General features: G+C 41.3%; 22 protein-coding genes. 8 read left to right on the top strand and 14 right to left on the bottom strand.

The genetic code is table 11. The features are described 5' to 3' along the window. Positions 1-93 precede the first annotated feature (93 nt). The 7 genes from sohB to BFG52_RS11955 all read right to left on the bottom strand — a co-directional run bounded on the left by sohB (position 94) and on the right by BFG52_RS11955 (position 9,294). Positions 94-1,056, bottom strand: coding sequence for a protease SohB (sohB, locus tag BFG52_RS11925; RefSeq protein WP_067556481.1), 963 nt, complete (start codon positions 1,054-1,056; stop codon positions 94-96). A 243-nt stretch (positions 1,057-1,299) separates the two neighbouring features. Then, the gene (pstB, locus tag BFG52_RS11930) at positions 1,300-2,217 is read right to left on the bottom strand and encodes a phosphate ABC transporter ATP-binding protein PstB (RefSeq protein ID WP_067556484.1); all 918 of its coding nucleotides are present in this window, start codon (positions 2,215-2,217) and stop codon (positions 1,300-1,302) included. Between the two features lie 14 nt (positions 2,218-2,231). Further along, positions 2,232-3,626: a phosphate ABC transporter permease PstA gene (gene pstA, locus BFG52_RS11935; protein WP_067556487.1), complete on the bottom strand. Its 1,395-nt coding sequence runs from the start codon at positions 3,624-3,626 to the stop codon at positions 2,232-2,234. Continuing rightward, positions 3,623-5,002, bottom strand: coding sequence for a phosphate ABC transporter permease subunit PstC (pstC, locus tag BFG52_RS11940; RefSeq protein WP_067556490.1), 1,380 nt, complete (start codon positions 5,000-5,002; stop codon positions 3,623-3,625). Before pstC ends, pstA begins: the two co-directional genes overlap by 4 nt. A gap of 98 nt (positions 5,003-5,100) precedes the next feature. Continuing rightward, complete coding sequence (locus BFG52_RS11945) at positions 5,101-6,126, bottom strand: substrate-binding domain-containing protein (RefSeq protein WP_067556493.1); 1,026 nt, start codon at positions 6,124-6,126, stop codon at positions 5,101-5,103. Positions 6,127-6,387: 261 nt separating this feature from the next. Next, a complete protein-coding gene (locus BFG52_RS11950; RefSeq protein WP_067556496.1) occupies positions 6,388-7,920 on the bottom strand; it encodes a pyridoxal phosphate-dependent decarboxylase family protein in 1,533 nt (510 codons plus the stop codon). After that, complete coding sequence (locus BFG52_RS11955) at positions 7,921-9,294, bottom strand: diaminobutyrate--2-oxoglutarate transaminase (protein WP_067556499.1); 1,374 nt, start codon at positions 9,292-9,294, stop codon at positions 7,921-7,923. A gap of 519 nt (positions 9,295-9,813) precedes the next feature. Between BFG52_RS11955 and BFG52_RS11960 the strand changes: the two genes are divergently transcribed. After that, on the top strand, positions 9,814-10,539 hold the full coding sequence (locus BFG52_RS11960; protein ID WP_067556501.1) for an SIMPL domain-containing protein: 726 nt from the start codon (positions 9,814-9,816) through the stop codon (positions 10,537-10,539). Between the two features lie 115 nt (positions 10,540-10,654). On the opposite strand, the gene BFG52_RS11965 is transcribed toward BFG52_RS11960, so the two are convergent. Together BFG52_RS11965 and BFG52_RS11970 are read right to left on the bottom strand one after the other, a co-directional pair. Further along, entirely contained in the window at positions 10,655-11,749 is a 1,095-nt protein-coding gene (locus BFG52_RS11965) for a fatty acid desaturase family protein (RefSeq protein WP_067556504.1), read from the bottom strand. 12 nt (positions 11,750-11,761) lie between these two features. Next, a complete protein-coding gene (locus BFG52_RS11970) occupies positions 11,762-12,826 on the bottom strand; it encodes a ferredoxin reductase (RefSeq protein ID WP_067556507.1) in 1,065 nt (354 codons plus the stop codon). Between the two features lie 157 nt (positions 12,827-12,983). Here BFG52_RS11970 and fabR point away from each other — a divergent pair, with 157 nt between their 5' ends. The 4 genes from fabR (at position 12,984) to BFG52_RS11990 (ending at position 15,974) form a co-directional block, all read left to right on the top strand. Beyond that, positions 12,984-13,652, top strand: a complete 669-nt coding sequence (fabR, locus tag BFG52_RS11975) for an HTH-type transcriptional repressor FabR (RefSeq protein ID WP_067556510.1) — start codon at positions 12,984-12,986, stop codon at positions 13,650-13,652. A gap of 184 nt (positions 13,653-13,836) precedes the next feature. Further along, entirely contained in the window at positions 13,837-14,241 is a 405-nt protein-coding gene (locus tag BFG52_RS11980; RefSeq protein ID WP_067552566.1) for a transposase family protein, read from the top strand. Beyond that, positions 14,174-14,686, top strand: a complete 513-nt coding sequence (locus BFG52_RS11985; RefSeq protein ID WP_067552569.1) for a transposase family protein — start codon at positions 14,174-14,176, stop codon at positions 14,684-14,686. Before BFG52_RS11980 ends, BFG52_RS11985 begins: the two co-directional genes overlap by 68 nt. 271 nt (positions 14,687-14,957) lie before the next feature. Beyond that, entirely contained in the window at positions 14,958-15,974 is a 1,017-nt protein-coding gene (locus BFG52_RS11990) for an AI-2E family transporter (RefSeq protein WP_067556513.1), read from the top strand. A 120-nt stretch (positions 15,975-16,094) separates the two neighbouring features. On the opposite strand, the gene BFG52_RS11995 is transcribed toward BFG52_RS11990, so the two are convergent. Next, entirely contained in the window at positions 16,095-16,568 is a 474-nt protein-coding gene (locus BFG52_RS11995) for an HIT family protein (protein WP_067556516.1), read from the bottom strand. 371 nt (positions 16,569-16,939) lie between these two features. Between BFG52_RS11995 and BFG52_RS12000 the strand changes: the two genes are divergently transcribed. Continuing rightward, the gene (locus BFG52_RS12000; RefSeq protein WP_067556519.1) at positions 16,940-18,127 is read left to right on the top strand and encodes an MFS transporter; all 1,188 of its coding nucleotides are present in this window, start codon (positions 16,940-16,942) and stop codon (positions 18,125-18,127) included. A 33-nt stretch (positions 18,128-18,160) separates the two neighbouring features. Here the strand turns inward: BFG52_RS12000 and rapA are convergent, their stop codons facing one another. Together rapA and BFG52_RS12010 are read right to left on the bottom strand one after the other, a co-directional pair. Further along, the gene (rapA, locus tag BFG52_RS12005) at positions 18,161-20,998 is read right to left on the bottom strand and encodes an RNA polymerase-associated protein RapA (protein ID WP_067556521.1); all 2,838 of its coding nucleotides are present in this window, start codon (positions 20,996-20,998) and stop codon (positions 18,161-18,163) included. Between the two features lie 138 nt (positions 20,999-21,136). Then, a complete protein-coding gene (locus BFG52_RS12010) occupies positions 21,137-21,733 on the bottom strand; it encodes an RluA family pseudouridine synthase (RefSeq protein WP_081408704.1) in 597 nt (198 codons plus the stop codon). Positions 21,734-22,129: 396 nt separating this feature from the next. Between BFG52_RS12010 and BFG52_RS12015 the strand changes: the two genes are divergently transcribed. Continuing rightward, positions 22,130-22,837 (top strand): YidX family protein, encoded by a 708-nt coding sequence (locus BFG52_RS12015; RefSeq protein WP_067556531.1) that lies wholly within the window; start codon positions 22,130-22,132, stop codon positions 22,835-22,837. 450 nt (positions 22,838-23,287) lie between these two features. Then, positions 23,288-23,833 carry a lipopolysaccharide transport periplasmic protein LptA gene (gene lptA / locus BFG52_RS12020; RefSeq protein ID WP_157758112.1) on the top strand — a complete coding sequence of 182 codons (546 nt, stop codon included), beginning with the start codon at positions 23,288-23,290 and terminating at the stop codon, positions 23,831-23,833. Between the two features lie 144 nt (positions 23,834-23,977). On the opposite strand, the gene hemL is transcribed toward lptA, so the two are convergent. Beyond that, a complete protein-coding gene (hemL, locus tag BFG52_RS12025) occupies positions 23,978-25,276 on the bottom strand; it encodes a glutamate-1-semialdehyde 2,1-aminomutase (protein WP_067556534.1) in 1,299 nt (432 codons plus the stop codon). A 25-nt stretch (positions 25,277-25,301) separates the two neighbouring features. Next, positions 25,302-25,922 (bottom strand): thiamine phosphate synthase, encoded by a 621-nt coding sequence (gene thiE / locus BFG52_RS12030; protein ID WP_067556537.1) that lies wholly within the window; start codon positions 25,920-25,922, stop codon positions 25,302-25,304. Between the last annotated feature and the right edge of the window lie 245 nt (positions 25,923-26,167).

The raw sequence follows: 26,167 nt of genomic DNA on the forward strand, positions 1-26,167 counted from the left end.
CACATCAAGCAAAGAACCGCGGTGCTTTATAAAATAGCCCAATGACCAAGACTTGATTGCATCATGCTATTACACATCACGATTTAAATTGCATCATTGTTTGGGATCACGCAGTTGCACCACTGCTTGATTATTTTTAAACAAAGCCTCATTTAAACAATTCAGCGCAGTTGGGATAATCTGTTCAACCACTTGTGCAGCTTGTAAACCTAATTTTTCTCCCAAAGTCGGTCGACGGCGTGTTTGAATGACATAAACATCATGCTGTGGCAAAAGCCCCAATAAATATTCATCTGAAGTTTTTAATTGATCGACTAAATTAAGCTGCTGCGCATCTTGCCCATACCAATGCTCTCCTGTCGCAACTTTAGTTACATTGAGTTGCGGACGATACTTTTCTACAAAATGTTTAAAGAGCAGATGTGTCTGCTGCAATTCTTGTTCAAACTTTTCTTTGCCTTCTGCTGTATTTTCACCAAACATGGTTACTGTACGTTTAAACTCTCCTGCGGTATATAGGTCATAATCTACATGATGCTCTTTGAGTAAACGATTAAAATTGGGAACCTGTGCCACCACACCAATGGAACCCAATACCGCAAAAGGCGCAGCAATTAATTCAGTGCCTATACACGCCATCATATAACCACCACTGGTCGCTACTTTATCGACACAAATCGTCAAATGAAAACCAGCATCACGCAAACGAACCAGTTGTGCTGCTGCTAAGCCATAACCGTGAACCATCCCACCGGGACTTTCTAGGCGCAATACCACACGATCACGCCCAGCTTTGGCCGTTGCCAAGATTAATGTTATTTCTTCGCGTAGATTTTCAACAGCCGAGGCTTGCACATCACCTTTAAAGTCTAATACATAAATTTTTTGATTATTTTTTTTACGCGCACGGGCTTCTCTTGAAAGTTGTTGTGCAAGTTGTAAGAGTTCAAATTTAGATGCCGTTGCCTGTGCAATTTTTTTTCTATGCTCATTCACTCTAGCATTGAGGTGGCTGATACGAATTTCCGCTGGTAATTTCGGTAAATGAAATAGCATAAAGTCATTCTACTCTTGATAAGATCTTATGTTTAACTCATAAGGTTATTTGCACTAAATTTCAATCTTTATTTTCAAAATCTTTACTTTTTTAAATAAAGCCATAAGAAAAGAGCCGTAAAACGGCTCTTTAGCGCTTGAATTGATCATATAACAACAATGTAGTACCCAATCACTAAAACCAGCAAATTGTCATCCAGATCCTTAACCCAAATACTTAACCTAAATATTTAACCCAAATTCTTAACCAAAACGTCCAGTAATATACGCTTCTGTCAACTGATGTTCAGGCTGAGTAAATACTTTTTCCGTCGAGTTAACTTCTATCAGATCGCCCAAATGAAAATAAGCAGTACGATCAGAAACACGTGCCGCTTGTTGCATCGAATGCGTCACGATGGCAATGGTATATTGTGTAGAAAGCTCAGAAATTAATTCCTCAACTTTGGCAGTTGCAATAGGGTCCAGTGCTGAACATGGCTCATCCATTAGGATCACTTCTGGGCTGACGGCAATAGTCCGCGCAATACACAAGCGTTGTTGCTGACCACCCGATAATCCAGTACCTGGTTGGTTCAAGCGATCTTTTACTTCATCCCATAAACCAGCTTTACGTAGACTACTTTCTACAATTTCTTCTAAATCGTATTTATCGCGGGCCAGCCCATGTAATTTGGGACCATAGGCAACATTATCAAAAATTGATTTAGGAAAAGGATTCGGTTTTTGGAAAACCATTCCCACTTGCGCACGCAATAAAACCACATCTAGACGCGGATCATAAATATCCTGATCATCCAACACCACCTTGCCCGTTACCCGGCAAATATCGATGGTGTCATTCATACGGTTTAAGGTTCTTAAAAAAGTTGACTTACCGCAACCGGATGGACCGATAAAAGCAATGACTTCATTTTCATAAATCTGTAAATCAATCCCTTTGATCGCTTCAGACTCACCATAATAAACATGTACATCTTCGGCACTGATTTTTACGGTTTGATTTTTTTCTTGCTTACGTTGTGAAGTATTTTCAAATTGTGAAGCAAAGCTAGACGTTGTAGGGCGTGCTGTCGTTGCAGACCCTATAAATTGGGATTGTTCTTGATTCACGGATTTATCCTGTTTTTTCGAACTTTGTAGATCAACAGTATCATTCATAATAATGTGCCCTCTTACCAACGCACTTCAAATTTCTTACGCAGCCAAATCGCGAGACTGTTTAAGCCAATCATTAAGGCCAGAAGCACAATAATGGCTGCTGCTGTACGACCTTCAAAGAAATTACGTAACTCATTACCTTGCCATAAAAATACTTGTACAGGTAATGCAGTAGATTGATCCAATGGTGTTGCCGGAACGTTGGCCACAAAGGCACTCATTCCAATCAACAATAATGGTGCCGTTTCACCGAGGGCTTGTGCGACCCCAATAATTGCACCCGTTAAAATACCGGGCAATGCCAAAGGCAAAACATGATGGAATATGGTTTGGACCCGAGATGCTCCCAACCCCAATGCCGCTTGGCGAATAGATGGTGGAACTGCTTTTAAAGATGCTCGTGTGGTAATAATTACCGTCGGTAAAGTCATTAAGCTCAAGACTAAACCACCAACTAATGGTGCTGAAATTGGCATATGCATCCAACCAATAAAGATCGCAGCACCCAGCAGACCAAAGACAATAGATGGTACAGCAGCAAGGTTATTAATATTGACTTCAATCACGTCAGTAATCCAGCTTTTCTTGGCAAACTCTTCCAAGTACACTGCACTCGCCACCCCGATTGGGATCGAAATAAAGATGACGATTAGCATCATAAATAACGAGCCCATAAACGCACCCGCCAAACCAGCCGTTGCTGGAGAACTTCGTGAGTCTGGATTGACAAATAACTGCGTGTTAAAGCTGTTTTGAATAATATCTTTGGCATAGAGCTTATCGCTTAATTGGCGAATCTCTGGGCTCAGTTGCTGCTGTTGATCGGGTAAATCACGATCAATATTACCTGCTAACCAAACATCGATATTGGCATCGGCAAGTAATTTCACCTGTTCAGTCTTACCCAATAATTTTGGATTCTTCAACAACATATCACGAATACGATAAGTCTCTGAACTGGTATAAAGCTGATTTAATAAATCTTTGTCTGCACTCAGTGATGGATCTTTTTTGAGCATTGAATTTACAATGACTGCATCCCAGTCCACCATGCCCATCTGCGTTTGCCAAGCAATATAACGCTCTTGGAACTGTGCAGGACTTTCACCTTTTGCAATCACTGGCTCTGGACCAGCATCAATGATTTTAGGATCAAAATAAACCGGTACACTCAAGCTGGCTTGCCAAAAGGCAGGTAGCCCCTTGTACAAAATACTGCTAAATAAAATTGCAACAAATGCCAAGCCCAACATCACAGCACTAAAACCAAATGTTTTAAATAGTTTTTCTTTGCGATGACGAGAAGCCAAAGATTTTTCAATACGACTTAAACGTTGTTGTCTTAACTGTTCTGCACGTTGGGGATCAAATACATTTTGATCCACTGGCGATGTATTTGATGTATTCATTCGTATTGCTCTCGATATTTACGGACAATATAAAGTGCCACGATATTGAGTCCTAAAGTGATCACAAATAAAGTCAAGCCCAAGGCAAAGGCCACCAGTGCTTGTGGGCTGGCAAAGTCAGTATCACCTGTTAACTGGTTAACAATCGTAATGGTGACTGTTGATACAGCTTCTAATGGATTGACATGTAGCAGTGGGCTATTGCCTGCTGCCAGTACCACAATCATCGTCTCGCCAATAGCACGTGATGCAGCCAATAAAAAGGCACCAATAATACCGGGCAAAGCTGCTGGCATCACCACACGGCGAATCGTTTCAGATTTGGTTGCACCTAAACCCAAAGAGCCATCACGTAATGAACGTGGAACTTGTGTAATAATGTCGTCAGATAAAGAAGAAACAAATGGAATAATCATAATCCCCATGACAAAACCAGCAGTTAAAGCACTGGTGGCATTGATATTTAAACCAACCAACTGCCCCAGCTCTTTAAATACCGGTCCCATAATCATGAGTGCAAACACACCGTATACAATGGTTGGAATACCTGCCAAAATTTCGATGGTTGGTTTTGCCCAAGCCCGTAACCGTGGCGAAGCATATTCTGCTAAATAGATTGCAATCATTAAGCCTACTGGTACAGCAACCACCAATGCGATGATACTGACCATCAAGGTACCCCACAGTAATGGTAATAACCCATAACTGCCTTCAGCACTTCCCGTTGTACTAAAGCCAGGGTTCCATTCGGTACCAAAGAAGAAATCCAATGGACTTACAAATTGGAAAAAGCGCATTGCTTCACTGAACATCGACATGACAATACCGATTGTGGTCAAAATCGCGACACCAGAACACAGCGCCAAGGCAATATTGGTGACTTTCTCCACTTGATTACGCGCACGATATTGTTGACTAATACGATTTTTCGCCCAAACCAGCCCAGCCAATGCAGCGCAGATCACCACAGCAACTTTGGCAAACAAACCAATGGTTTGATATTTCTTCAACTCCGCTGCCGCAGCCACTTCATAGGCTTGTGCTTGATCACTGACACCAAAACCAGAGGCGATTGCTTTTACACGCTCAACCGCGACCTGTAAACCAGTTTGGTCTAATGAGCTCACCACAGATGCTGGAAAATTGTTGAGGACCATTTGTTTTAAGATATTCGGTTCAACCAAATTCCAAACGATCAGAATGAGTAATGCTGGGATACCGCACCATAAGGCAACCAAGGCACCATAATAACCCGGGCGCGAATGTAAAATTGCTGAGTTCTTCCCTTTCCCCGCGATACTTCGACTTTTACGAAGCCCAATTTGATATGCGATTGCGATCAATGCCAGCAACACACCAATAAGTAGCAGATTCATGTATTCTCCATCGCGTTTTTTCGATACCGCATTGAAAAAACCCGCTTAGCACAAAAGACTGATGATAGGTCACTATCATCAGTCTTGATTTAATACCGTTATTTTACACCTTGACCTGCTTTAAACGCAGCCAAAACTTTAGCACGTTCCGCATCAGACATAGAAATTAAACCAGCTTTTTCAAGTTTAGAGCCTTTACCAGAAATCTTTTTATTGAGGAAGAATTCAGTAAATTCATTTAAACCTTTGATTGATTTTAAATGCTCACCTTTTACATAGAAGAATAATGGGCGAGACACAGGATAAGAACCATTGAGAATGGTTTGTTCAGATGGTGCAACATTATTGACTGTTGCAACACGTAATTTATCGCGGTTTTGATCATAGAAACCTAAACCAAAAACACCAACCGCACTCGGCGAGGTTTTTAAACGCGCCAACGTTTCTGTATAGTCACCAGCAATTTCGATCACACGACCATCTTTACGGAAAGTTGTGCAGGCTTTTTTCTGTGCATCTTTGTCTAGTTTTTTGATATATGCATAAGCTTCACAGCCACTATCAATCATTTTTTCTTGGAAGACTTCACGTGTTCCGTGGTTAGATGCCGGAATGACCAAGGTAATTGGTTCATTCGGTAGCGATGGATCGATTTGATTCCAACGTGTATATGGGTTGGCAACCATTTTACCACCCGAAGGTAATTCTGCGGCTAATGCTGCAAATACATGATACGGTTTAAGTTTATATGCTGCTTTATTGGCATTTGAAGCAAAAACAATACCGTCATAACCAATTTTAATTTCTAAAATATTATTCACGCCTGCTTTTTTACATGCCGCGATTTCAGTATCTTTGATTTTGCGCGAAGCATTGGCGATATCAATGGTATTGTCACCCACACCCGTACAAAATTGTTTTAAGCCCGCCGAACTACCACCTGAACCCACCACAGGCGCTTTAAATTGAGGAAAAGTATTGCCAAACTCTTCAGCCACAATACTGGCATAAGGCAATACGGTTGAAGAACCAGCGATTTGTATGGTTTCGCGTGCTGCCTGTGCTGCTGTAGCTGCTGCTGCCCCAGAAACAAATAAAGCCATGGCAATATGGTTTAAGCGCATTATTTTCTCTCTTAATCATGATGATCTATTATTGGAACTACTGCCACTTCAGGTGTAGCCCTTTGGATGAACTCATTGTGATTTTTATATATGACAATTCCGTGACAGATTAGTGACGCTTTAATGATATTCAATCAAGCATGATTCCACTCGGAATATGATAGTAAGTTCAAAGAGACTAAGCTTTTGTAAAATATATTTTTTTAAACAAAAAAAAGGTCTATAACCAGACCTTTTTTCTTACAAATTTATGCTATAGATTTATTGAATGGGTGGCGTATAACTGCCTGCTAAGATCGGTGTTTTAATCCGCTCTGCTTCAGCAAGAACCAAGTCCAATAACGCTTTAACATTGTCCAATGTTGCCACTGGGCTCAGTGTGGTCATTTTCAATGACTGTACCGCCCCCACTTTGGTCACACCAATATTGGCTTCACCACGTGCAAATAATTCATCTGCGACGTTTTGGTTTAGGCTATCGAGCAATTCAGCAGGATAATCCTGTGGTACAACACGGAACAATACCGAAGCAAACTGTGGTGCCAACAACAACTCTAGACCTTCAGTCGCTTGAATATAATCTGCAACTTGTTGCGTCAATTCCACACCATGATCAATCATGGACCCATAGAGTTCTTCACCTAAGGCTTCAATGGTTAACCATAATTTTAAGGCATCAAAACGGCGTGTGGTTTGTAAAGACTTCGACACCAAGTTGGGAACACCATGTTCTTCATCATAGGCTGAGTTTAAATACTCCGCTTCATAGTGCATAAAGCGATAGTTCGCCTCATCTTTCAATAAAAATGCACCACAAGAGATGGTTTGGAAATAATGCTTATGGAAGTCCAAAGTTACCGAGTCAGACAAAGCCAGACCATCCAGCATATCACGGTGTTTCTGTGACAGAATTAAAGCACCGCCCCACGCTGCGTCGACATGCATCCATGCGCCATACTGATCACAGAGCTGACGCACGTCTTTTAAAGGATCTATTGCACCGGCATCGGTGGTTCCAGCGGTTGCCACCACACACGCCACAATTTTACCTTCAGCATGTAAATGTGCCATGGTTTTTGCCAAAGCATCTGTGTCGAGTTGTGCTTGTGCATTGACAGGCACAGTGACTACAGACTGAAAGCCCATGCCCATCATTGCCATATTTTTCTGTACCGAAAAATGTGCATTTTCAGAGCAAATCACTTTTACACGGCGCAAAGCTTCAGCCGGTATGCCTTCGCGTTGCACGGACCAAGGTGCGCCATGTTCGTCTTGCCAATGGCGGGCGATGCAGGCATCACGTGCCAACAACACTCCCATCAGGTTGGATTGTGTACCGCCTGAGGTAAATACGCCAGCCTGACCAGCGCCATAACCAACTTTTTGACGCAGCCAATCGATCAGCTGAACTTCCATCAAGGAACCTGCTGGGCTTTGATCCCATGAGTCCATTGATTGGTTGGTGGCGTTTATCAATACTTCAGCAATTTGACTGCTGACCATGGTTGGGCAATGTAAATGTGCTAAAGAATGTGGATGATGTACTTTTAAACTTTTATTGAGGAATAACTCAACCATGCGCGCCAAGGCAGCGTCTAAGCCCATGCCTTGGGCGGTTGGTTGAAAAGCAATTGCTTCGCGCAATGCACGAATGCTCCCGCCAGCATACATTTTGTCATCTTGAAGCCAAGCTGCAACGGCTTGAGTTGCCTGCTGCATCGCCGACTGATAGTCAGCGATTGCGGCAGGATCATTGCAGAGTAAGGCTTTGCGATGTTCTGCAAAATCTACCATTTATACGCCCCGTACTGCCTGTAATGCTTCAGCAATTGCAGTTTTAAAACGTGCAATCACTTCAACACATTCTTCTTGGGTAATAATCAGTGGGCACAGTAAACGAATCACAGTACCGTTACGGCCACCTTTTTCTAACAATAACTTATTGTCAAAACAAGCACTTTGAATCGCAGCAGCCAACTGTGCATCGGCTGGATAAGCCCCGATATGATTGGGCGCTTGACGCTCATCCACAATCTCAATCCCGATCATCAAACCACGACCACGCACATGACCAATACAAGGATATTGTTCAGCAAGTTTGCTTAACTCAGCTTGTAAATAATCACCACGTTGTTGTGCATTCTCGGCCAGCTTTTGCTCTTTAATAACCTTTAAAGTGGCAAGTCCAGTGCCCATGGCCAATTGGTTACCACGGAAAGTTCCAGTGTGACCTGCAGGCTGCCAAGCATCAAACTTACGTTTGATCCCCAAGACCGCCAATGGCAAGCTGCCGCCCACGGCTTTAGACATCACCACGACATCCGGTTCAATCCCTGCATATTCAAAAGCAAACATTTTACCTGAACGTGAAAAACCAGCTTGTACTTCATCTAAGATCAACACAATATTGTGTTTTTCGGTCACTTCACGAATTTTACGCAACCATTTTTCCGGTGCGACCACAACACCGCCTTCACCTTGAATCGCTTCAAGAATCACCGCGGCTGGTTTGGTTACACCACTTTCAACATCTTCAATAAATTGTTCAAAATAATACGTTAATGCGTCAACACCCGCTTCGCCACCGAGACCCAATGGGCAACGATAAGGATGTGGGTAAGGCATAAACTGTACACCAGGCATTAAATTATTCACCGCATTTTTGGCACTTAAATTCCCTGTCATCGCGAGTGAACCATGGGTCATGCCATGATAGCCACCTGAGAAACTAATAACAGAAGAACGACCTGTATAGGTCTTGGCTAATTTAATTGCGGCTTCTGTGGCATCTGCACCAGATGGACCACAGAACTGTAAACAATACTGCTGTTGACCACCTGGAAGATACGCGAGTAAAGCCTCGGTAAACGCATCTTTTAACGGTGTAGTCAAATCAAGCGTATGTAAAGGAACACCACTGGTTAAGGTATCTTGGATACTTTGAATCACCGCAGGGTGATTATGTCCCAAGGCTAATGTACCGGCGCCAGCCAAACAATCGAGGTACTGTGTACCTTCAACATCGGTAACCCAGCAACCCTTTGCTGTCGCTATCGCTAACGGTAATTTACGTGGATAACTACGAACATTTGATTCCATTTGACTTTGGCGAGTCAAATAATATTCGTTAGAAGAAAGGGTGGCAGAATTTACAGAAGAAACGCTCATATCGAATTACCATCTCTGATATGGGTTGAAAGAAATAAGTCGGTTGACTTGTGGTCCTTTGACTCGGTGCTTTATAGGAACCTAGTAGGACGAATGAGGTTTTGATAAATAATTATCCAATCATTCAGATATCCTAAACTAGGAGCGCGATCATACCTTTTTTTCCCAAAAAATGAAGCCCAAATTGCAATAATTTTTGCCATTCCCCGATTGGAAAAAACATTCATCACACGCCAATTTAGAATTATCATGATACTATGTGACGCTATAAAGAAAACCTTTGATTTTGTTATATTATATTTTCAATTGCCCAATTTTAAGGCGATTTTTGCTTAAACAAAATTAAACGCCTGAAATTGTTTGATTTTATTATGAATTTTAATTGCAATTTCCAGTAAAAAAATCTACAAAGTTACCACAATCAGTGCATGTTTACTCAGTTCCAGCCACCTAAGATGTTGAACATTGCATCAAAGCATGCCATCAATGTACATCATCATGACCTTTAAGGATGAAATAATGAATTTAAAAACATTTTCCGCAGCAATATTGGGTTGTAGTAGCGTTTTACTGGGGATGACGCTTTGCAACCAAGCCATCGCACAAAATGTTGAACCCTTACAATACAATGTGGTCAATATTCAGGCTGAAGCTGCACGCCAAGTTTCTAATGATGAAATGCATGCCACCTTATATATTGAGAAAAATCACAAACAACCAGCAGAGCTGTCCAATCAAATAAATCAGCTCATGAATCAAGCGATGACACTTGCCAAAAAATATCCGCAAGTCAAAGTCAAAACAGGTTCACAAAATACCTATCCGATATATGACAATGATAATCGTAAGTTACGTGAATGGCGTGGTCGTGCTGAAGTCAAGATTGAAAGCACCGACTTTAAAGCAGCCAGCCAGCTCATCAATGAGCTACAACAAAACTTCCAAACCCAGTCTATTAACTTTAGTGTATCGGATGCGCAGCGCAGCAAAATTGAAAATGAACTGATGATTGAGGCATCTAAAAGCTTCCAACAACGTGCGCAAATGCTGGCTCAAGCATGGAATAAAGCGGGTTATAGCCTTGTGACACTTAACGTCAATACCAACAATGCATACTATCCACAACCACGGATGATGGCAGCAATGGCAAAATTTGAAGCAGCCGATGCTGGTGCTGCACAAGATGTTTCTGCCGGTGAAAGTAAAATTACCGTAAATGCTAGCGGTAGCATCCAACTCAAATAGATCTTAGAAACAATAACAATATAGTTACCCTAAAATAGTTACCACAAAAAACCTCGGCCCTTTGCGACCGAGGTTTTTTATTTTTTAAGCGTGTTAATTCTTATTTTAAAGCGCGTTATTTCTTAAATGGCAATGCATATTTCATAATACGACCCAAGACTTGACCATACTGTTTAAATAAGCTGGCACTATTATAATGGAGACCATATTTTTTACATACGGCTTGAACCTTGGGCGCAACTTCACGATAACGTAAAGATGGGATTTCGGGAAATAAATGATGCTCAATCTGATAGCTTAAGTGCCCAGTCAAAATATGAAAAGGCACTGAACCAGTTAAATTAGATGAACCCCGAATCTGGCGCATATACCAATGACCACGGCTTTCATTTTGCAAAACCGATTTTGGAAAGACCTCAACATCCTTGGTAAAATGACCACAAAAGATAATACTAAAAGTCCAAATATTACGAATACCATTGGCAACAAAATTTCCAGCCAATACAGGGAGCGCAGCAGGACCGGCAATTAACGGGAAAAACACATAGTCTTTCAGTACTTGCTTGCTTATTTTATTTTGGACCGGTTTCCAGTCTTGATAAAATTGCTGTTTGGTTTTTTTCCCATACAGTACTTTACCAATCTCTAAGTTCTGAATAGCAACGCCCCACTGAAATAATAAACAAAATGGGATACTGTAAACTGGTTGCAATACATAGCCCCATTTCCAACGCTGTTCTGGAAAAAGACGTACCAGACCATAACCAATATCATCATCCATGCCGCGAATATTGGTATATGTATGATGCTTAAAATTATGGGTATGTCTCCAGTTATCTGAGGTACCTACGGTATCCCACTCATATTTCTGACCCGAGAAACGCTCATCGCCCATCCAATCATACTGACCATGCATCACATTGTGCCCAAGCTCCATATTTTCCATAATTTTGGAAAAACCCAATAAGCCGGTACCCAATAACCAAGCTGGTGGGAACCAGCCTGCAAATAAACACGCACGACCTAAAAAGCTACTATAACGCACAATAGAATAGATTCGTTTGATATAACAGGCATCTTTTTCCCCCATATCATCAAGTACTTGCTGTTTAATTTGATCTAGCTCGTCTGCTAAAGCATCAAGTTCAATTTGACTTAGCTCTCGGTTTTTACGGTTTTTAAAAAACTGATTTTTGACTGGCATATTCATGGCTGGACTCTCTTAAAGATCAAGACTGATATCGGATTCTGCGCTATTCACACATAGTTTTAAGGCTGAATCGGCTTCACGATGTTCAGCGCCATTGAGTAGATTTTTGCTGACGCCCTGACTTTTATGACAAGCACATTTATTACAAATGCCCATACGACAGCCATGTTCAGGACGAATATTTTGCTGTTCTAATGCAGATAAAATGGATTCGCCACGTGCAATGGTGAGTTGTTGTTTTGACTTGGTTAAAGTAATCACCACTTTTTGCTGTGCATCACCGGCTACACGACTAAAATAAAATGCTTCACTTTTAAATAATGGGTTATCGGCAAATAACTGTTGTGCGCTTTGCACAAAACCCGAAGGACCACAGGCATAAACAACGGGCTGAGACTGAGAAAACTGTGCGATATGCTGTGCATTTAAACGTGCATCTGCTTGTTCTGCTTGGCTATAAAATGCCTGAAAATTAAACTGTGCATAGCGCTGTGCAAGTTTTTCAAAGTAAGCTAGATAACTGGCATCTTCTGGACGTTTAACCCAGTACAGTAAATCAATCTGATATTGGGATAATTGTTGTTTTTTTTCCAGCGCTTGTACCATGCTATACATCGGGGTAATCCCACTACCCGCCGCCAATAACACATACTGTGCTGGCGATGCAGAAATGGTCATATCACCAAAGGGTTCGCCCAATAGTACAATATCGCCTTTTTGCGCACGATCACACAACCAGTTACTGACTAATCCATCTTTTACCCGTTTGACCGTCAGTTGTACATGTTGAGCATCGAGCTGGCTTAAACTATAACTACGTTGGTAATAACGTTCCTGAATATTTATTTTAATCGGATGATGCTGACCAGCCTGCCCCATTCTAAAATGACGATTGGTCTTGATGAGAAGACACATACTGTCTTTGGAAACCCAGTTTTTTTCGACAATCTTGCCCATGGCTTGTTGTAATGACCAGATGGGATTGAGCTTTTGTAACCAAAAGTCCGCGGTATCGACATCAAGTATATTGCTTAACCATCCTGGCTTATAAGGCTGCAATGCGGTTGCTTGTTGCATAATGACCCAACCATTTAGAAGTAATTTTCAATTATTATACATATGTATATATAGATGTATATACGAATGTCTTTTCAATTTATTTCACAACTGTAACCCGAGTGGTTATAATGCCTCTAAGACGCTATTTTTCCATGACATTATGAATGCAAAGCCCATGCAACAAGTGATTGATCAAAAAGAAGAAATCGAGAAAAATCAAGCACCCGTGCGCAGTGCAGGGCGCAAAGCAACGATTAGCAAAGATGAACTTTTTCAAGCTGCGTTAAACCTTATTGGCCCTGAAAAAAGTATTGCTGCGCTCAGTTTACGCGAAGTTGCACGTGAAGCAGGCATTGCTCCCAATAGCTTTTATCGGCATTTTCGTGATATTGACCAGCTGGCAATTGAGCTCATTGAACGTGCAGGGATTGTATTACGTCATATTTTACAATCTGCACGTTCACAAGCGTCGAAACAACAGAGCATTATCCGCAGTTCCGTTGAAGTGTTTATTGAACAGTTAGACACGGATGATGGTAATTTAAGTTTATTATTGCGTGAGGGCTATACAGGCTCGCGCTCTTATAAACAAGCTGTAGAAAATCAATTAAATTATTTTGAACAAGAATTAAAAGACGATTTAATCCGCTTAGAACGTCTACAGCGTAGTCAATTAAGCCACCCTGAACTGGTTGCCAAAGCAATTACCCAATTGGTCTTTAATATGGGCGCTAAAATGATAGATATGCCAGCCGAGACCCGTAAAGAAGTTGCCGAACAAACCATGATTATGATTCGAATGATTTTAGAGGGATCACGTGGTTTAAAAGACAGCAACGATTAACGCAGAATCTACCGAATATAACTCAACTGCTCTACTTTATTTATTCATATTTATTCATATTTATTCATATTTATTCATCATCCATATGATTAGTCATGAGACTTCCTTCATAAATTAAAAAATACACAGCTGTTTGATTACCAACTATACAGCTAAAAATCTAATTCTTAGCGATAATATCTCAATGAGATATAAAGACGTTAAAAAGTTACCTGATGATAAGTTTCGCAGACTTACAGGCATTAGTTGGTCCACATTTAATTTAATGATGGATGAATTAAGAGTTCAATTACCAGTCAATACTGGCAAGGGTCGCCCTCCAAAATTGCCCTTAGAAGACCGTCTTCTCTTGTGTTTAGAGTATTGGCGGGAATATAGAACGCTATTCCATGTCGGCATGAATTATGGTGTTTCAGAAACCAGTGCACTCCGAACCACCCGTAAGATTGAAGATATTCTGATTAAATCAGGGAAATTTAGTCTACCCAAACAAATGCCTGATCGAGAAGAAGCTAATTGGGATGTTGTTGTCGTTGACGCAACAGAGATTTTCGTGCAACGTCCAAAAAAAACAGAAAAAATGGTATAGCGGCAAAAAGAAACGTCACACGATTAAATTTCAAGTTTCAATGCACTATATGACCGGTAAAATACTGAGTGTTTGTTGCGATAAAGGTAGAGTTCATGATTTTAAGATATTTAATAAAAGTATTAAATATCTTAAATTTAAACCATTTTTTATAGTTGACAAGGGCTATTTAGGTATAGAAAAACTTGGATTTGGTTGCTTGGTTCCTTTTAAGGCTAAAAGAGGGTGTGCTCTAGATAAGCAGCTGAAAAAATTCAATAAAGAAATCAGCCGTAGACGAATTGGTATTGAGCATGTTTTTGGAAGAATGAAAATCTTTAAAATCTTATCCTGTGTGTACAGAAATCGGCGAAAAAGAATAAATTTAAGATTCAATTTATTAGCAGGTATATATAACCTTGAGTGGGCGGGAGATCAAAAAGATGGCTGTTTAAAAAATGATTAATGAAGGAAGTCTATGGATGATGAATAAATAATTTGAGATTTATCGTTAAGATTTCTACGACAGTAGCAGTGACTAGGAGTATCATAATTGAATCTGCCTGCCACCTTTCTAAATCTGTGCCAGCAATTTAAAAAAAGTGATCTATATTGATTTTATGCTGTTGTTGATCAATCACAGCATTTCGTTGGGTCTCGTTTAATGTAAAATCAATAATGAATTTCGAACGGTTCCTTCATCACAAGCCGTTTACGATAAAAGGTATACATCTAACATGAAAATTTTAAATGATCGTCAATGCGTAATGGTGAGTTATGTTTTGATGCTTATTTTTCTAGTTTTATTGATTCCAATGCATTTATTAGCATGCTTTTTTGCTGGTTTTGTGATCTTTGAAATTATTAATAGCTTAGGTGGTGTACTGGAAAAATATATCGATGGGCAACGTGCTCGTTTAACCATTAGTATTGTTGTCAGTATTATTGTACTTGCCTTGGTGGCACTGGCAATTACCGGTCTTTATAATTTTGTCTTACACGATCTACAAGGTGCCAAACGGCTGATCATTGAACAAAAAGTTGATCATGCCTTACAAGGTCTACAATTGCAAATTGTGCAGTATATGCCCAATTTTACCCCCTATAGTTTGGCTGAAATAAAAACGCACGTACTGGGTTTATTGCGTGCCAATATTGCCACCTTAAAACATACAGGGACCGGGTTAATACACAGTATCGTCACCATTATTATTGGTATTGTGCTGGGTATTTTGATTTCTCTGAATCAGTTAAATCCCCAACAATATCGCCCGGTATTTAAGCAAGCAATGTTAGTGCGGATTATCAATCTGTCCAATGCTTTTCGTAGTGTGGTATTTGCACAAATCAAGATCTCGCTTATTAATACGCTCTTATTTGTAATCTTTGTCTTTGTGGTTTTACCGATATTTAATGTACATCTCCCCTTTGCTAAAACTTTGACGATTTTAACTTTTATTTTTGGTCTCATTCCAATTGTGGGGAATTTGGTCACCAATACATTGATTACCCTAGCAGGTTTAACGATTTCGCTAACGGTTGCTATAGTCGCACTGAGTTATTTGATTATTATCCATAAGCTTGAATACTTTATTAATGCCAAAATTATTGGCAGTAAAATTCATGCGCAATCATGGGAAGTGCTGTTGGCCATGCTTATATTTGAATCCTTATTTGGTTTGCCGGGTTTGATCGCTGCGCCTATTTTTTATGCTTATTTAAAAATAGAATTGAAACAAGCAGACATGATCTAAAATCTTGCGCTCTATACCCGCCCATACCACCAAGTGTATAAACAAATGCATCACCGAGTGAGATCAATCAATCACTCGGTTAATGGATTAAAGTGGTGTTCATCGTATAGAACTGCCGGTTTAGGCTTCAAACACAGTCTGACGAATATCTGCAGCCAATTGCGCCAACTCTGCGGCATCGGCTTCATCTGCATCATGTGTAGAGATATAACCGGGGTATTTTTCAAAATAATGATGAATAGATGAATTGATCGCTTGCCAATCTTGCTGTTGCTTTACCGTACCATGCATTGGAAATAACTTGGCATGAATATGATTCACACCAAAGCCTTCAAACACTAAGGCTGTACGTCCCACATCATCAAAATAATGATCCAATTTCAATGCAACCTGTTTGCTAAACAGCATCAATTCAATCATGATCGTTTCATCTAAATCAAAAATATAACTTGGATAATGCCGCTTAGGAATCACAACAGTCGTTCCTAAGGTATTGGGAAAAATAGATAAAAATGCAATGAACTTTTCATTTTCTGCAATCACATGACTGGGGCGAATCTTTTCCGCAATTTCACAAAAAATACAACTCGACACGTTTTTATTCCTTATGCGTTGAAAGTTTGAAAGATACTTGGGTTATTAAAAAATAGTTGGGTTAAAAAGACAATTGCGTTAATCCGTCAATGATTGATTTTAACGCTCCTATGGGAGAAAAACTGACTGGCGCGCAAGAGCTTGAACATTCCAGTTTTAAGATCGACATAAGCTGCTCAGCTGATGCATTGTTATACCCTAGCACTGTAACGCAATATTTGTTATCGTTACGCTGTAAAAATATGAATTTAGTCAGTTTCTTTCATCACAAAACATATCGTAAGCGTTAACGTCAAGCAACGCACACTGTCGATACGATAGGGTGCTGATATTTGTCTGCAAATCATACCCTGTCCTCATTTGGAGGCATTATGTTGTCGCAACAACGATTAAACATCGCGCGCATTCAAAGTACTATTATCTGCTGCTTTTTTTTAATAGGCGTTTCTTTAGGCGGTCTGCCCTTGGTGATTCACCAAAATATGGGCTTTGGCAATACGATGGTCGGCATCGTTATCGCCATGCAATTTCTTGCTGCGCTATGTAGCCGTTTTATGATGGGTCATTTATTATGGCACTTAGGTCCTAAAAAAACCGTCAGCGCGGGTTTAATGATTTTAGCGCTCTATGGACTGGTCTTAATGCTCAGCAGTCAAATAGCAGACCCTACTCTAGCGATTACAAGCTTAATCATTGGGCGCATTATTTTAGGTTTTGCCGAAGGGATCTTAATTACTGCAGCCATTACTTGGTGTATTGAACGATTACAGAGCGATGCAGGTACCGCACAAGTTTTATCGATTACAGGCATTTCTATTTATGCCGCCATCGCCTGTGGTGCGCCAGTAGGCATCTACCTGCTGCAACAATACGACCTCACAGCACTGGGCTGTATGACATTACTGCTGCCCTTTATAAGCCTTGCGATTATTTGGCGCGTTGCAGATGTAAGCAGTAAACATCAACAAAAAGCCTCGCTCAGTTTAGTTTTTCCCAAAGTTTTAATCTTCGGTGGCGTGTTATTTTTTCATGCCGTAGGCTTTGCCGCGATTGAATCTTTTGCGTCACTTTATTTTAAAGCATCTGCTTGGTCATTGATGCCATGGGCTTTACTTGTATTTGGGCTGTCCTTTGTCATCACGCGTTTAATTTTAGGTCATTTATTACAAGGACAACAACTCTATCGCTTGGCGATTTTTTCTATAGCGCTCGAAGCCATTGGGCTGGCTTGTTTGGCTATTGCCCCCAATCAATATATTGCCTTGGCCGCAATGAGTTTAACCGGTGCCAGTTGTTCATTAATTTTTCCAGCGCTGGGAACATTGGTCAGTCAACATTGTGCAGCACATGAACGCGGCACTGCCATGGGCTTATATTCGGCATTTATGGATATGTCTTATGTATTATCAGGTCCGGTCATCGGCACGATTATTGCTGCCTCGACGTATCGTCAAGGCTTTTTATGGACAGCGCTATGTGCTGCGTTTGGCTTGCTATTGCTAATTTACAACAGCAAAGCAAAACCAGCACATACACTGCCAAGCAATTCTAAGCGCTAGCTTTGCTTGGCGAAATGAGCGCGGCTTCAAGGACTAAGGTTTAACCACGACCAATACACGAATCGCTTCAGGGTTTACAGTGATATCATTGAATAGCTGTAAACCTTCTTTTTGCAATTGCAATAAGCGATCAATCTCACTTTGGCGAATACTTGGATTAAATTGTTTGAGGTAATTTAATCGATCAATTTCATACTGCCATTTCTTTTGATAATTTTCCTTCGCCTGATTTTGCAATGCTGGCAAGCCAGTTTGTGCCAAATCCAATGCCTGTTTATAACGCTGTTCCAGAATATCACGGCGCGCCTTCACCACTTGACGACAACTATTGCCATCTAAATGATGTAAATATGGGCGGATAATTTCCGGATCAATCTTAGCCGATAAATCTTGCCCATTTTCACTGAGCAAAACACGAATCAACTGTTGCGGCAAACTAGCATTTAAATTTAAAGCTTTGGGGGCAATCACCGCCACTTTAAACCACACCTCAACCAACATGGAACCCGGTTTTAAGGCATTGGTTTTGAGTAGTGCTACGTTGGTACTGCCAAAGGATTGGGTATTGATAATTTCCATAATACTTTCAGTAAATGGATGCTCTAAAGTGAGATATTGGGCATCTTCACGTAGCAAGGCTTGATCACGATATAAAGTCGCAGTCATCCCTTCTTCATCAATAGCCAGACCACTGACTTGCATTTGATCTGTAGGACGAATAATCACGGTGCCATTGCTTTGCTCATCAAAGTCAATATTGGTCGCAGCCATGAAACGCTTCATAAACATTGGAAGATGGTTGTTATCATCATAATCTTCTAATGCTGCAACGATTTTTTGTGCCACTACTGGTCGACAAGAGTTATATTCGAGCAACCGGTCACGCCCTTGTTGTAACTCGATTTCCAACGCTTCGCGCTGGGTACTGACTTTTTCAAGAAACGCTTCAAAGTCAGCGCCCAGATCTGTTAATAAATTTTCTTTCAGTTCAACCACAAAGTTTTCTTGTAAAATTTGTGCGGTAGGAGAAATATTGGTAAAAATATTGAGCGCTTCGTTATACCAGCGGAACATACGCTCTTGTGCCGTTCCTATCAAATAAGGCACATGAATTTGGATACGATTTTGCTGACCAATACGGTCCAAACGCCCGATGCGTTGTTCTAAAACATCTGGGTTAGAGGGTAAATCAAATAAAATAAGGTCTGATGCGAATTGGAAATTACGCCCTTCAGAACCAATTTCTGAACACAGTAAAATCTGTGCACCATAAGATTCTTCAGCAAAATACGCCGCGGCTTGGTCACGCTCTAGTAAACTCATACTTTCATGGAACATGGCCGTACGAATACCAGCATGTAAGCGTAAGGCATTTTCCAGCGCTTCAACCACTGGACCACTCCGTGCAATCAACAGAACTTTTTTATGTTTGAGTGAACCACGTAAAATTTCCATTAACCACGGTAAACGTGGATCGCTTTGCATCCACTCGCCATCTAGCTGCGATTCTTCTGGCCACATTTGTTCACGCAGCTTGCCATCTTTGCTCCAACCCTCAGGTGCCGGCAATGGTGCAGCTAAACAGTCACGCCCAGGGAAGCCTTGAATCGCTTCACGGGTATTACGGAATAAAATCCGTCCAGTACCATGACGGTCTAATAACTCATGAATAGCACGGTATCTTTGCTCTGCATCATCGTTGATGTGATGACCGAGTAATTGTTCGAGTTGTTGCTGATGCTGTTCAGTCAGGGCTTGATCAGACATCAAAACCTCGGCAATCGCGGCAGTACTTTGATACTGTGCTTCTTCATCTAAGAAGGCATCCAGTGACGTAAAACGTTGTGGGTCAAGCAAACGTAAACGCGCAAAATGACTTTCTACCCCAAGCTGCTCTGGTGTTGCCGTCAAGAGCAACACACCTGCCGTATGTTCGGCTAATTCTTCCACTACATCATAGCGATCATTGCCGCCCTGTTCTTCACTCCACATCAAGTGATGTGCTTCATCGACCACCAATAAATCAAAACCTGCCGCAACAGCTTGATCACGTAAATCGTCATGGTCAACCAGTAAATCAATGCCAGCAATAATACATTGTTCGGTCAAGAATGGATTGAGTTCAGGATCATGCTCACGAATAGAGGCGGTACGGGTTAAATCAAATAAAGAGAAATGTAAATTGAAACGGCGACGCATTTCAATCATCCACTGATATTGCAGCGAATCTGGGACTAAGATGAGTACACGTTCGGCACGACCAGTTTTTAGCTGCTGATGCACAATCAGACCGGCTTCGATGGTTTTACCCAAACCGACTTCATCGGCCAAAAGCACACGTGGCGCAAAACGTTGCCCGACTTCGTGCGCAATATACAGTTGATGTGGAATTAAGCCCACCCGCGAACCAATCAAGCCTCGTAATGGGCTGTTTTGAATATTGGCTTGCATTTGTAAAGCTTCTATTCTGAGGTCATACCATTCTTTATAATCAACTTGGCTGGCTAATAAACGTTCTAGTGGCTTAGACAACTGAATATGGGCGGCAATACGTGTTTCATTTAAGGTTTTTTCTTCTATGCTGCCATCTTGCAAACTACGGCGTACATGGTAACGCATCACACCACGTTGATCTTCTGTGGAACTGACTAACCAACGTTGACCTTCTTGATCTTGGATCTCATCCTCAGGGTTAAACACGATTCGAGATAAAGGCGCATTATGTCTTGCATATACCCGCGTTTCGTCACTTTTAGGGAATAGAATACTAATTGAACGTTCGTCTACATCAATCAGCACCCCCAACCCAAGTTCTGTTTCTGTGTCTGATAACCAACGTTGGCCTATAGCAAATTGCTGCAATTTTTCCACCTTTATTTAATTTCGCCCCAGTGAGAGCCACCCAAAAGTTTGTTTTTCACTCAAAATTTTTAGGTCATCCAGCCGTGTATTTTGACATAAAGTTCAGTAAAAAGTGAGTGTATTCGTCAAGTAAACGCAAGTTTTCATTTAAAATGGGCATTTACAATCAAAATGTAACATCGTCTCATGATCTGGGTGATAAAAACTTAATTGTTGTGCGTGTAAACATAAGCGTGATGCCAGTTGTTGCTGGCTTTGGCTTGCGTATAAAGTATCGCCAATAATCGCATGCTGTAAATACTGCATATGTACACGAAGTTGATGTGAACGCCCAGTAATGGGTTTTAGCTCTACCCGTGTCACCGTTTGTGCTTGAATCTGTAGTTGTTCCAGAGCGCGCCATTCGGTTAATGCAGCTTTGTCTGCAGCAGTGTCTACACAATGTAAAGGCGGATGTTCAGCATCATAGACCACAGGAATATCGATGAGACCTTGCCCTGTCAACGGCCCAGCAACCAGTGCCTGATACACTTTTTGTGTTTGGCGTAGTTGGAACTGTCTCGAAATATGTTTTTGTGCGGCTTTATTCAGTGCAAAAACCAATAAACCAGAAGTATCTCGGTCTAAACGATGAATCAATAGCGTATTGGGCTCTTCAAGCAATAAACGATTGATCAAACAGTCTTGTAAATCTGCCCCTTTACCCGGAACTGTCAATAAACCAGCAGGCTTATGAATAACCATAAATCCTGAATCACGATGGATAAGATGTTCAGACAAAAATTGACTCAAAATAGCGTCTCGCGGATCTTATACAATAAAGGCGGCAATAATAAAAAGCTTAGAATCAAATTACAATGTGTTCGTACAATAATCCTATGCTTTTTTCGAGAACCTGTTTGGATAAGGTCTATCAGGACAGTTGCTTTTTTCTATAACAAGTTTTCTATAACAAGCGCACGATAAAAACAAACGTTGTATAGCAAACAAGAGTTCTATAGCAATAGCCATGAAAATATATGGTTTCGAGGATTATAGCGTTATATAACAGCATTATATTGGAGTAATTTGTTTTGTAATGCCGAAATAACGATGCTATAAGTGATGCAATCTAAATAAAATGGCAATGGATTTTTCTTTATGCTGCACCTAAAAAATAAACTGTTTGCTGCTGCTTTTACAATCGCTGGCGTTACCTTAACGGGTTGTGCGACCTCAACTTTAATCAAGTCTGATTCTGGTGCCCCAACAACCCGCATGATGGATATCGAACTGATTCAGGATCAAGTCGTTGCCTTTGGTAAACCAGCACAACAGTTAACCGGCTTACCAGCACAAAGTGTTGTCATTGCTGGACAGAAACAAAGTTATATCCTGACCAAAGGTGGTCAAGAATTGCTTTCCTTGCTCAGTATTTTAGATCCCAAATACGTCAGCTTAAAACGCGAATTACGTTTTTTTGCACCACAGAATGATGGGCAGTTTTCAGGTTCACTCAAACTGAGTTATGTCCGCTTAAAACAAGATCTACGTAAACAAGATTTAGACTTATTCTTACAACATAATGCTGAAGAATGTAGTAGCTCACGCGATCGCGATATGGATGCGCAACGTTTTTGCTTTAATATCGATTTAAACGGTGTGGTTTATCCGGTCGTCAATAACCTTGCTCAACTCAAACCATTGAGCAAACCTTATCAAGTCAGTATTTATACCCGACAAAATGTCACGATCCAAAGCAACCAAGAATTAAAACAAGGCGCACGTAAATTAGTGCTATTCCCTTTCGCCGTCGCTTTTGATGTCGTCACGCTACCATTCCAAGCCATACAGAAAATTTTTGACTAATTGCAATTTTTGTACTTCGCTGCCTTGTGCAAATCTCATTGATGTCTCCTGTATGTCGACAGCAGTGCTGTGTATTCAGCACTGCTGTATTCAGTTTGAGTGTTGATCGCCACCGCGCTGACTTATTTGCAAACTACACGGCTACATCCTCAAAACATAGCCAGCAATTGCAACATGCAACATAGACTTCGCCATGGCTATCACGACCAATATACTCGCGCTGATGCTTCAATGTCTTTCATCTTGAATGTATTTAGAAGGGCTTCGCCACCGATAGTATTACAAATGACTTTTATTCTCATTTAAAACAACTTATGATTGAGCATTCCTTTCACAGACGCTCTTGAGCTGTATGATCACTGCCAATGCCGACCGACTCACACACATATGCGATCGCATGATGACAGCACCACTCAACAGTTGCAGCGTCCTCTATACAATGAAACGTTCATGTTAAAGCAACGCCACAGTACAACTCACTATTTGTTTCGCCCGCTTGGCCTAGTCTGCATCTATATGATGGCTATGTTATGCAGTCACAGTTATGCAGCGAAAGTTGATCCAGACTTCCAGCAAGCAATTCACATTCAAGCCGAATATGCCAATGTTAATCTTGATCAAGGAGGCGGTAAAATAAGTGGGCAATTTATTGCCACCCAAGGCTCAATGCAAATCATGGCAGAACAAGTGGACCTTCGACAACAGCCCGATAAAAGCCTAGATCATCTTATTGCGACAGGTCACCCCGTCAAGTTTAAAAAGACCAATTATCAAAACGGCGAACATCTCAATGGTTCGGCTCAGCATATTGATTATAATGCGAAAACCTTAGTCCTTACCCTTACTGGTCAGGCTCATCTCTCTAGTGATCAAGGTCGTGACATGCGCGCCCATCAAATCGTATATGCACTGACCAGTGGTGAAATTGAAGCCAAAACAGTGCAAATCATCATTCCGCCCAGCAAACAACAACATAGCATCCCTCTCCGACCTTAACGCGTTATTGACATGCCAGCATAACCAGATGAGCTGAGCAAACCTGTAAAAAGAAAACCGCAACCCATCTCAATGGCTTGCGGTTACAGATTTAAAATTTAAAAAAACTATCAAACGGTAAAGACGAACACGATAAAGATGATGCTATTTTTTCATATCAGCAAAAGTTTGCTGAGCAGCTTCAAGGGTGAAGGCAATATCTTCATCCGAATGCGCACTAGAAATAAAGCCAGCTTCAAATGCTGATGGTGCAAGGTTTACACCACGTTTGAGCAAACCATGGAAGAAAGCACGGAAAGCGTCTACATCGCATTTTAAAATATGGTCAAAAGAACTGATCTCGGTTTGATCGGTAAAATATAAACCGAACATGCCTGCGCCGGCTTGTTCGGTTTTGAAGGCGATACCAGCATCATCCGCAGCCTGTTGTAAACCACTGAGTAATTTACACAACTGTGCGCTGAGATCTGTATAGAAGTTAGGTTGACGTAAATGCTCAAACATTTTAATGCCTGCTCGCATCGCCAAGGGATTACCAGACAAAGTACCCGCTTGGTATACCCCACCTAAAGGTGCGATACACTGCATAATTTCACGTTTACCACCAAATGCGCCAACAGGCAAACCCGCACCGATAATTTTACCTAAGGTTGTTAAATCGGGTTTAACCTGATAATGCGCTTGTGCCCCACCGAGTGCGACACGAAACCCCGTCATGACTTCATCAATAATAAATACTGCACCGTATTCATCACATTGCTCACGAATGGTTTCGAGGAAGCCTGCGATGGGCTTAACCAAGTTCATATTTCCGGCAACCGGTTCAACGATGACTCCGGCAATTTCATCACCAAACTTAGCAAAGCACGCTTTTACAGCCTCAATGTCATTATATGGCAAGGTAATGGTATGCTTAGCAAAATCTGCTGGAACACCCTTTGACGTCGGTTCACCTAAGGTCAACATCCCTGAACCCGCTTTCACCAACAGCGAATCAGAATGTCCATGATAACAGCCTTCAAATTTAACGATCTTATCCCGCCCAGTATAGCCACGTGCCAAACGAATCGCACTCATGGTGGCTTCTGTACCAGAGTTGGTCATACGCACCAATTCGATTGATGGCATGACCTCACAAATAATATCGGCTAAAGTTGTTTCATAAACCGTCGGGGCACCGAAGCTAAGACCATCGGCTGCAGCCGCTTGTACTGCCGCGATAATATCTGGATGGGCATGCCCTAAAATCATCGGCCCCCAAGAACCGACATAATCGACATAACGCTGTCCATCGACATCATAGAGATAAGCACCTTGTGCTTTTTCGATGAAGACAGGCGTTCCTCCCACCCCGTTAAAGGCACGAACAGGTGAGTTCACACCGCCTGGAATATGTTGACTGGCTTGTTGAAACAATTGTTGTTGCTTAGGCGATAAACTCATGGATTTACTCATTTTAATCTAGTCGTTAAAGGGGTGCTGCAAATAAAGCAGCCCATGCTTGAACCCGTGCTGGAATGTGTTCCACATCGAGCGCTAATATATCACTAATTACCGCACAAAGATCAGCACCAGCAGCAATCACGTCCGCAGCATTCTCTACGGTTAATCCGCCGATGGCACAAATAGGAAGCTCAAAACGCTGTGCAGCTTGGCGAATCACCTCTAAACCAACGTGTCCGGCTTCAGGTTTTGTTGCGGTGGCATAAACTGCACCAAAAGCCACATAGTCTACGCCATCGGCAATTGCTTGTTCAGCCAGAGCCAAATCATTTAAACAGGTTCGCCCAATAATCGCTTGTGCAGGCAAAACATCACGCGCAGCAACCACCTCGCCATCGGATTGCCCCAAATGTACCCCCAAAGCAAACTTTTCAGCCAAATCCAAATGATCATTGATTAAAAATGGCGTATTAAACTGCTGACATAAAGCTTTTATCGCGGCAATTTCTAATAATTGCGCTGCATAAGCAACTTTCTTACGACGATATTGCAATAAAGCAACCTGCCCTGTTGCCAAGGCTGCTGTTAATTTTGCTTGCAATAACGCAAAAGGATCATCATTGGTAATAAGATATAAACCACGCATGCCCAATTTCCAAACACAAATACAATGATTATAGGCATTTTTAAGCACAAAAACGCAAGCTTTAACGCGGCTATGAAGCATCAAGCCTTCGGATCAGTCAGCAAATCAATCATTGCATCGACATGACGCAATCCAGCTTAGGCTATTTTATCCCTGCTGCTGATCAGAGATCCTTTTTCAGTAAAAATCGGGTACACTATCCGCGCCCTAAAGTACGCCAATAGCAACGCCCAACGGCAATTTTC

Source organism: Acinetobacter larvae (genome assembly GCF_001704115.1).
GTDB lineage: Bacteria > Pseudomonadota > Gammaproteobacteria > Pseudomonadales > Moraxellaceae > Acinetobacter > Acinetobacter larvae.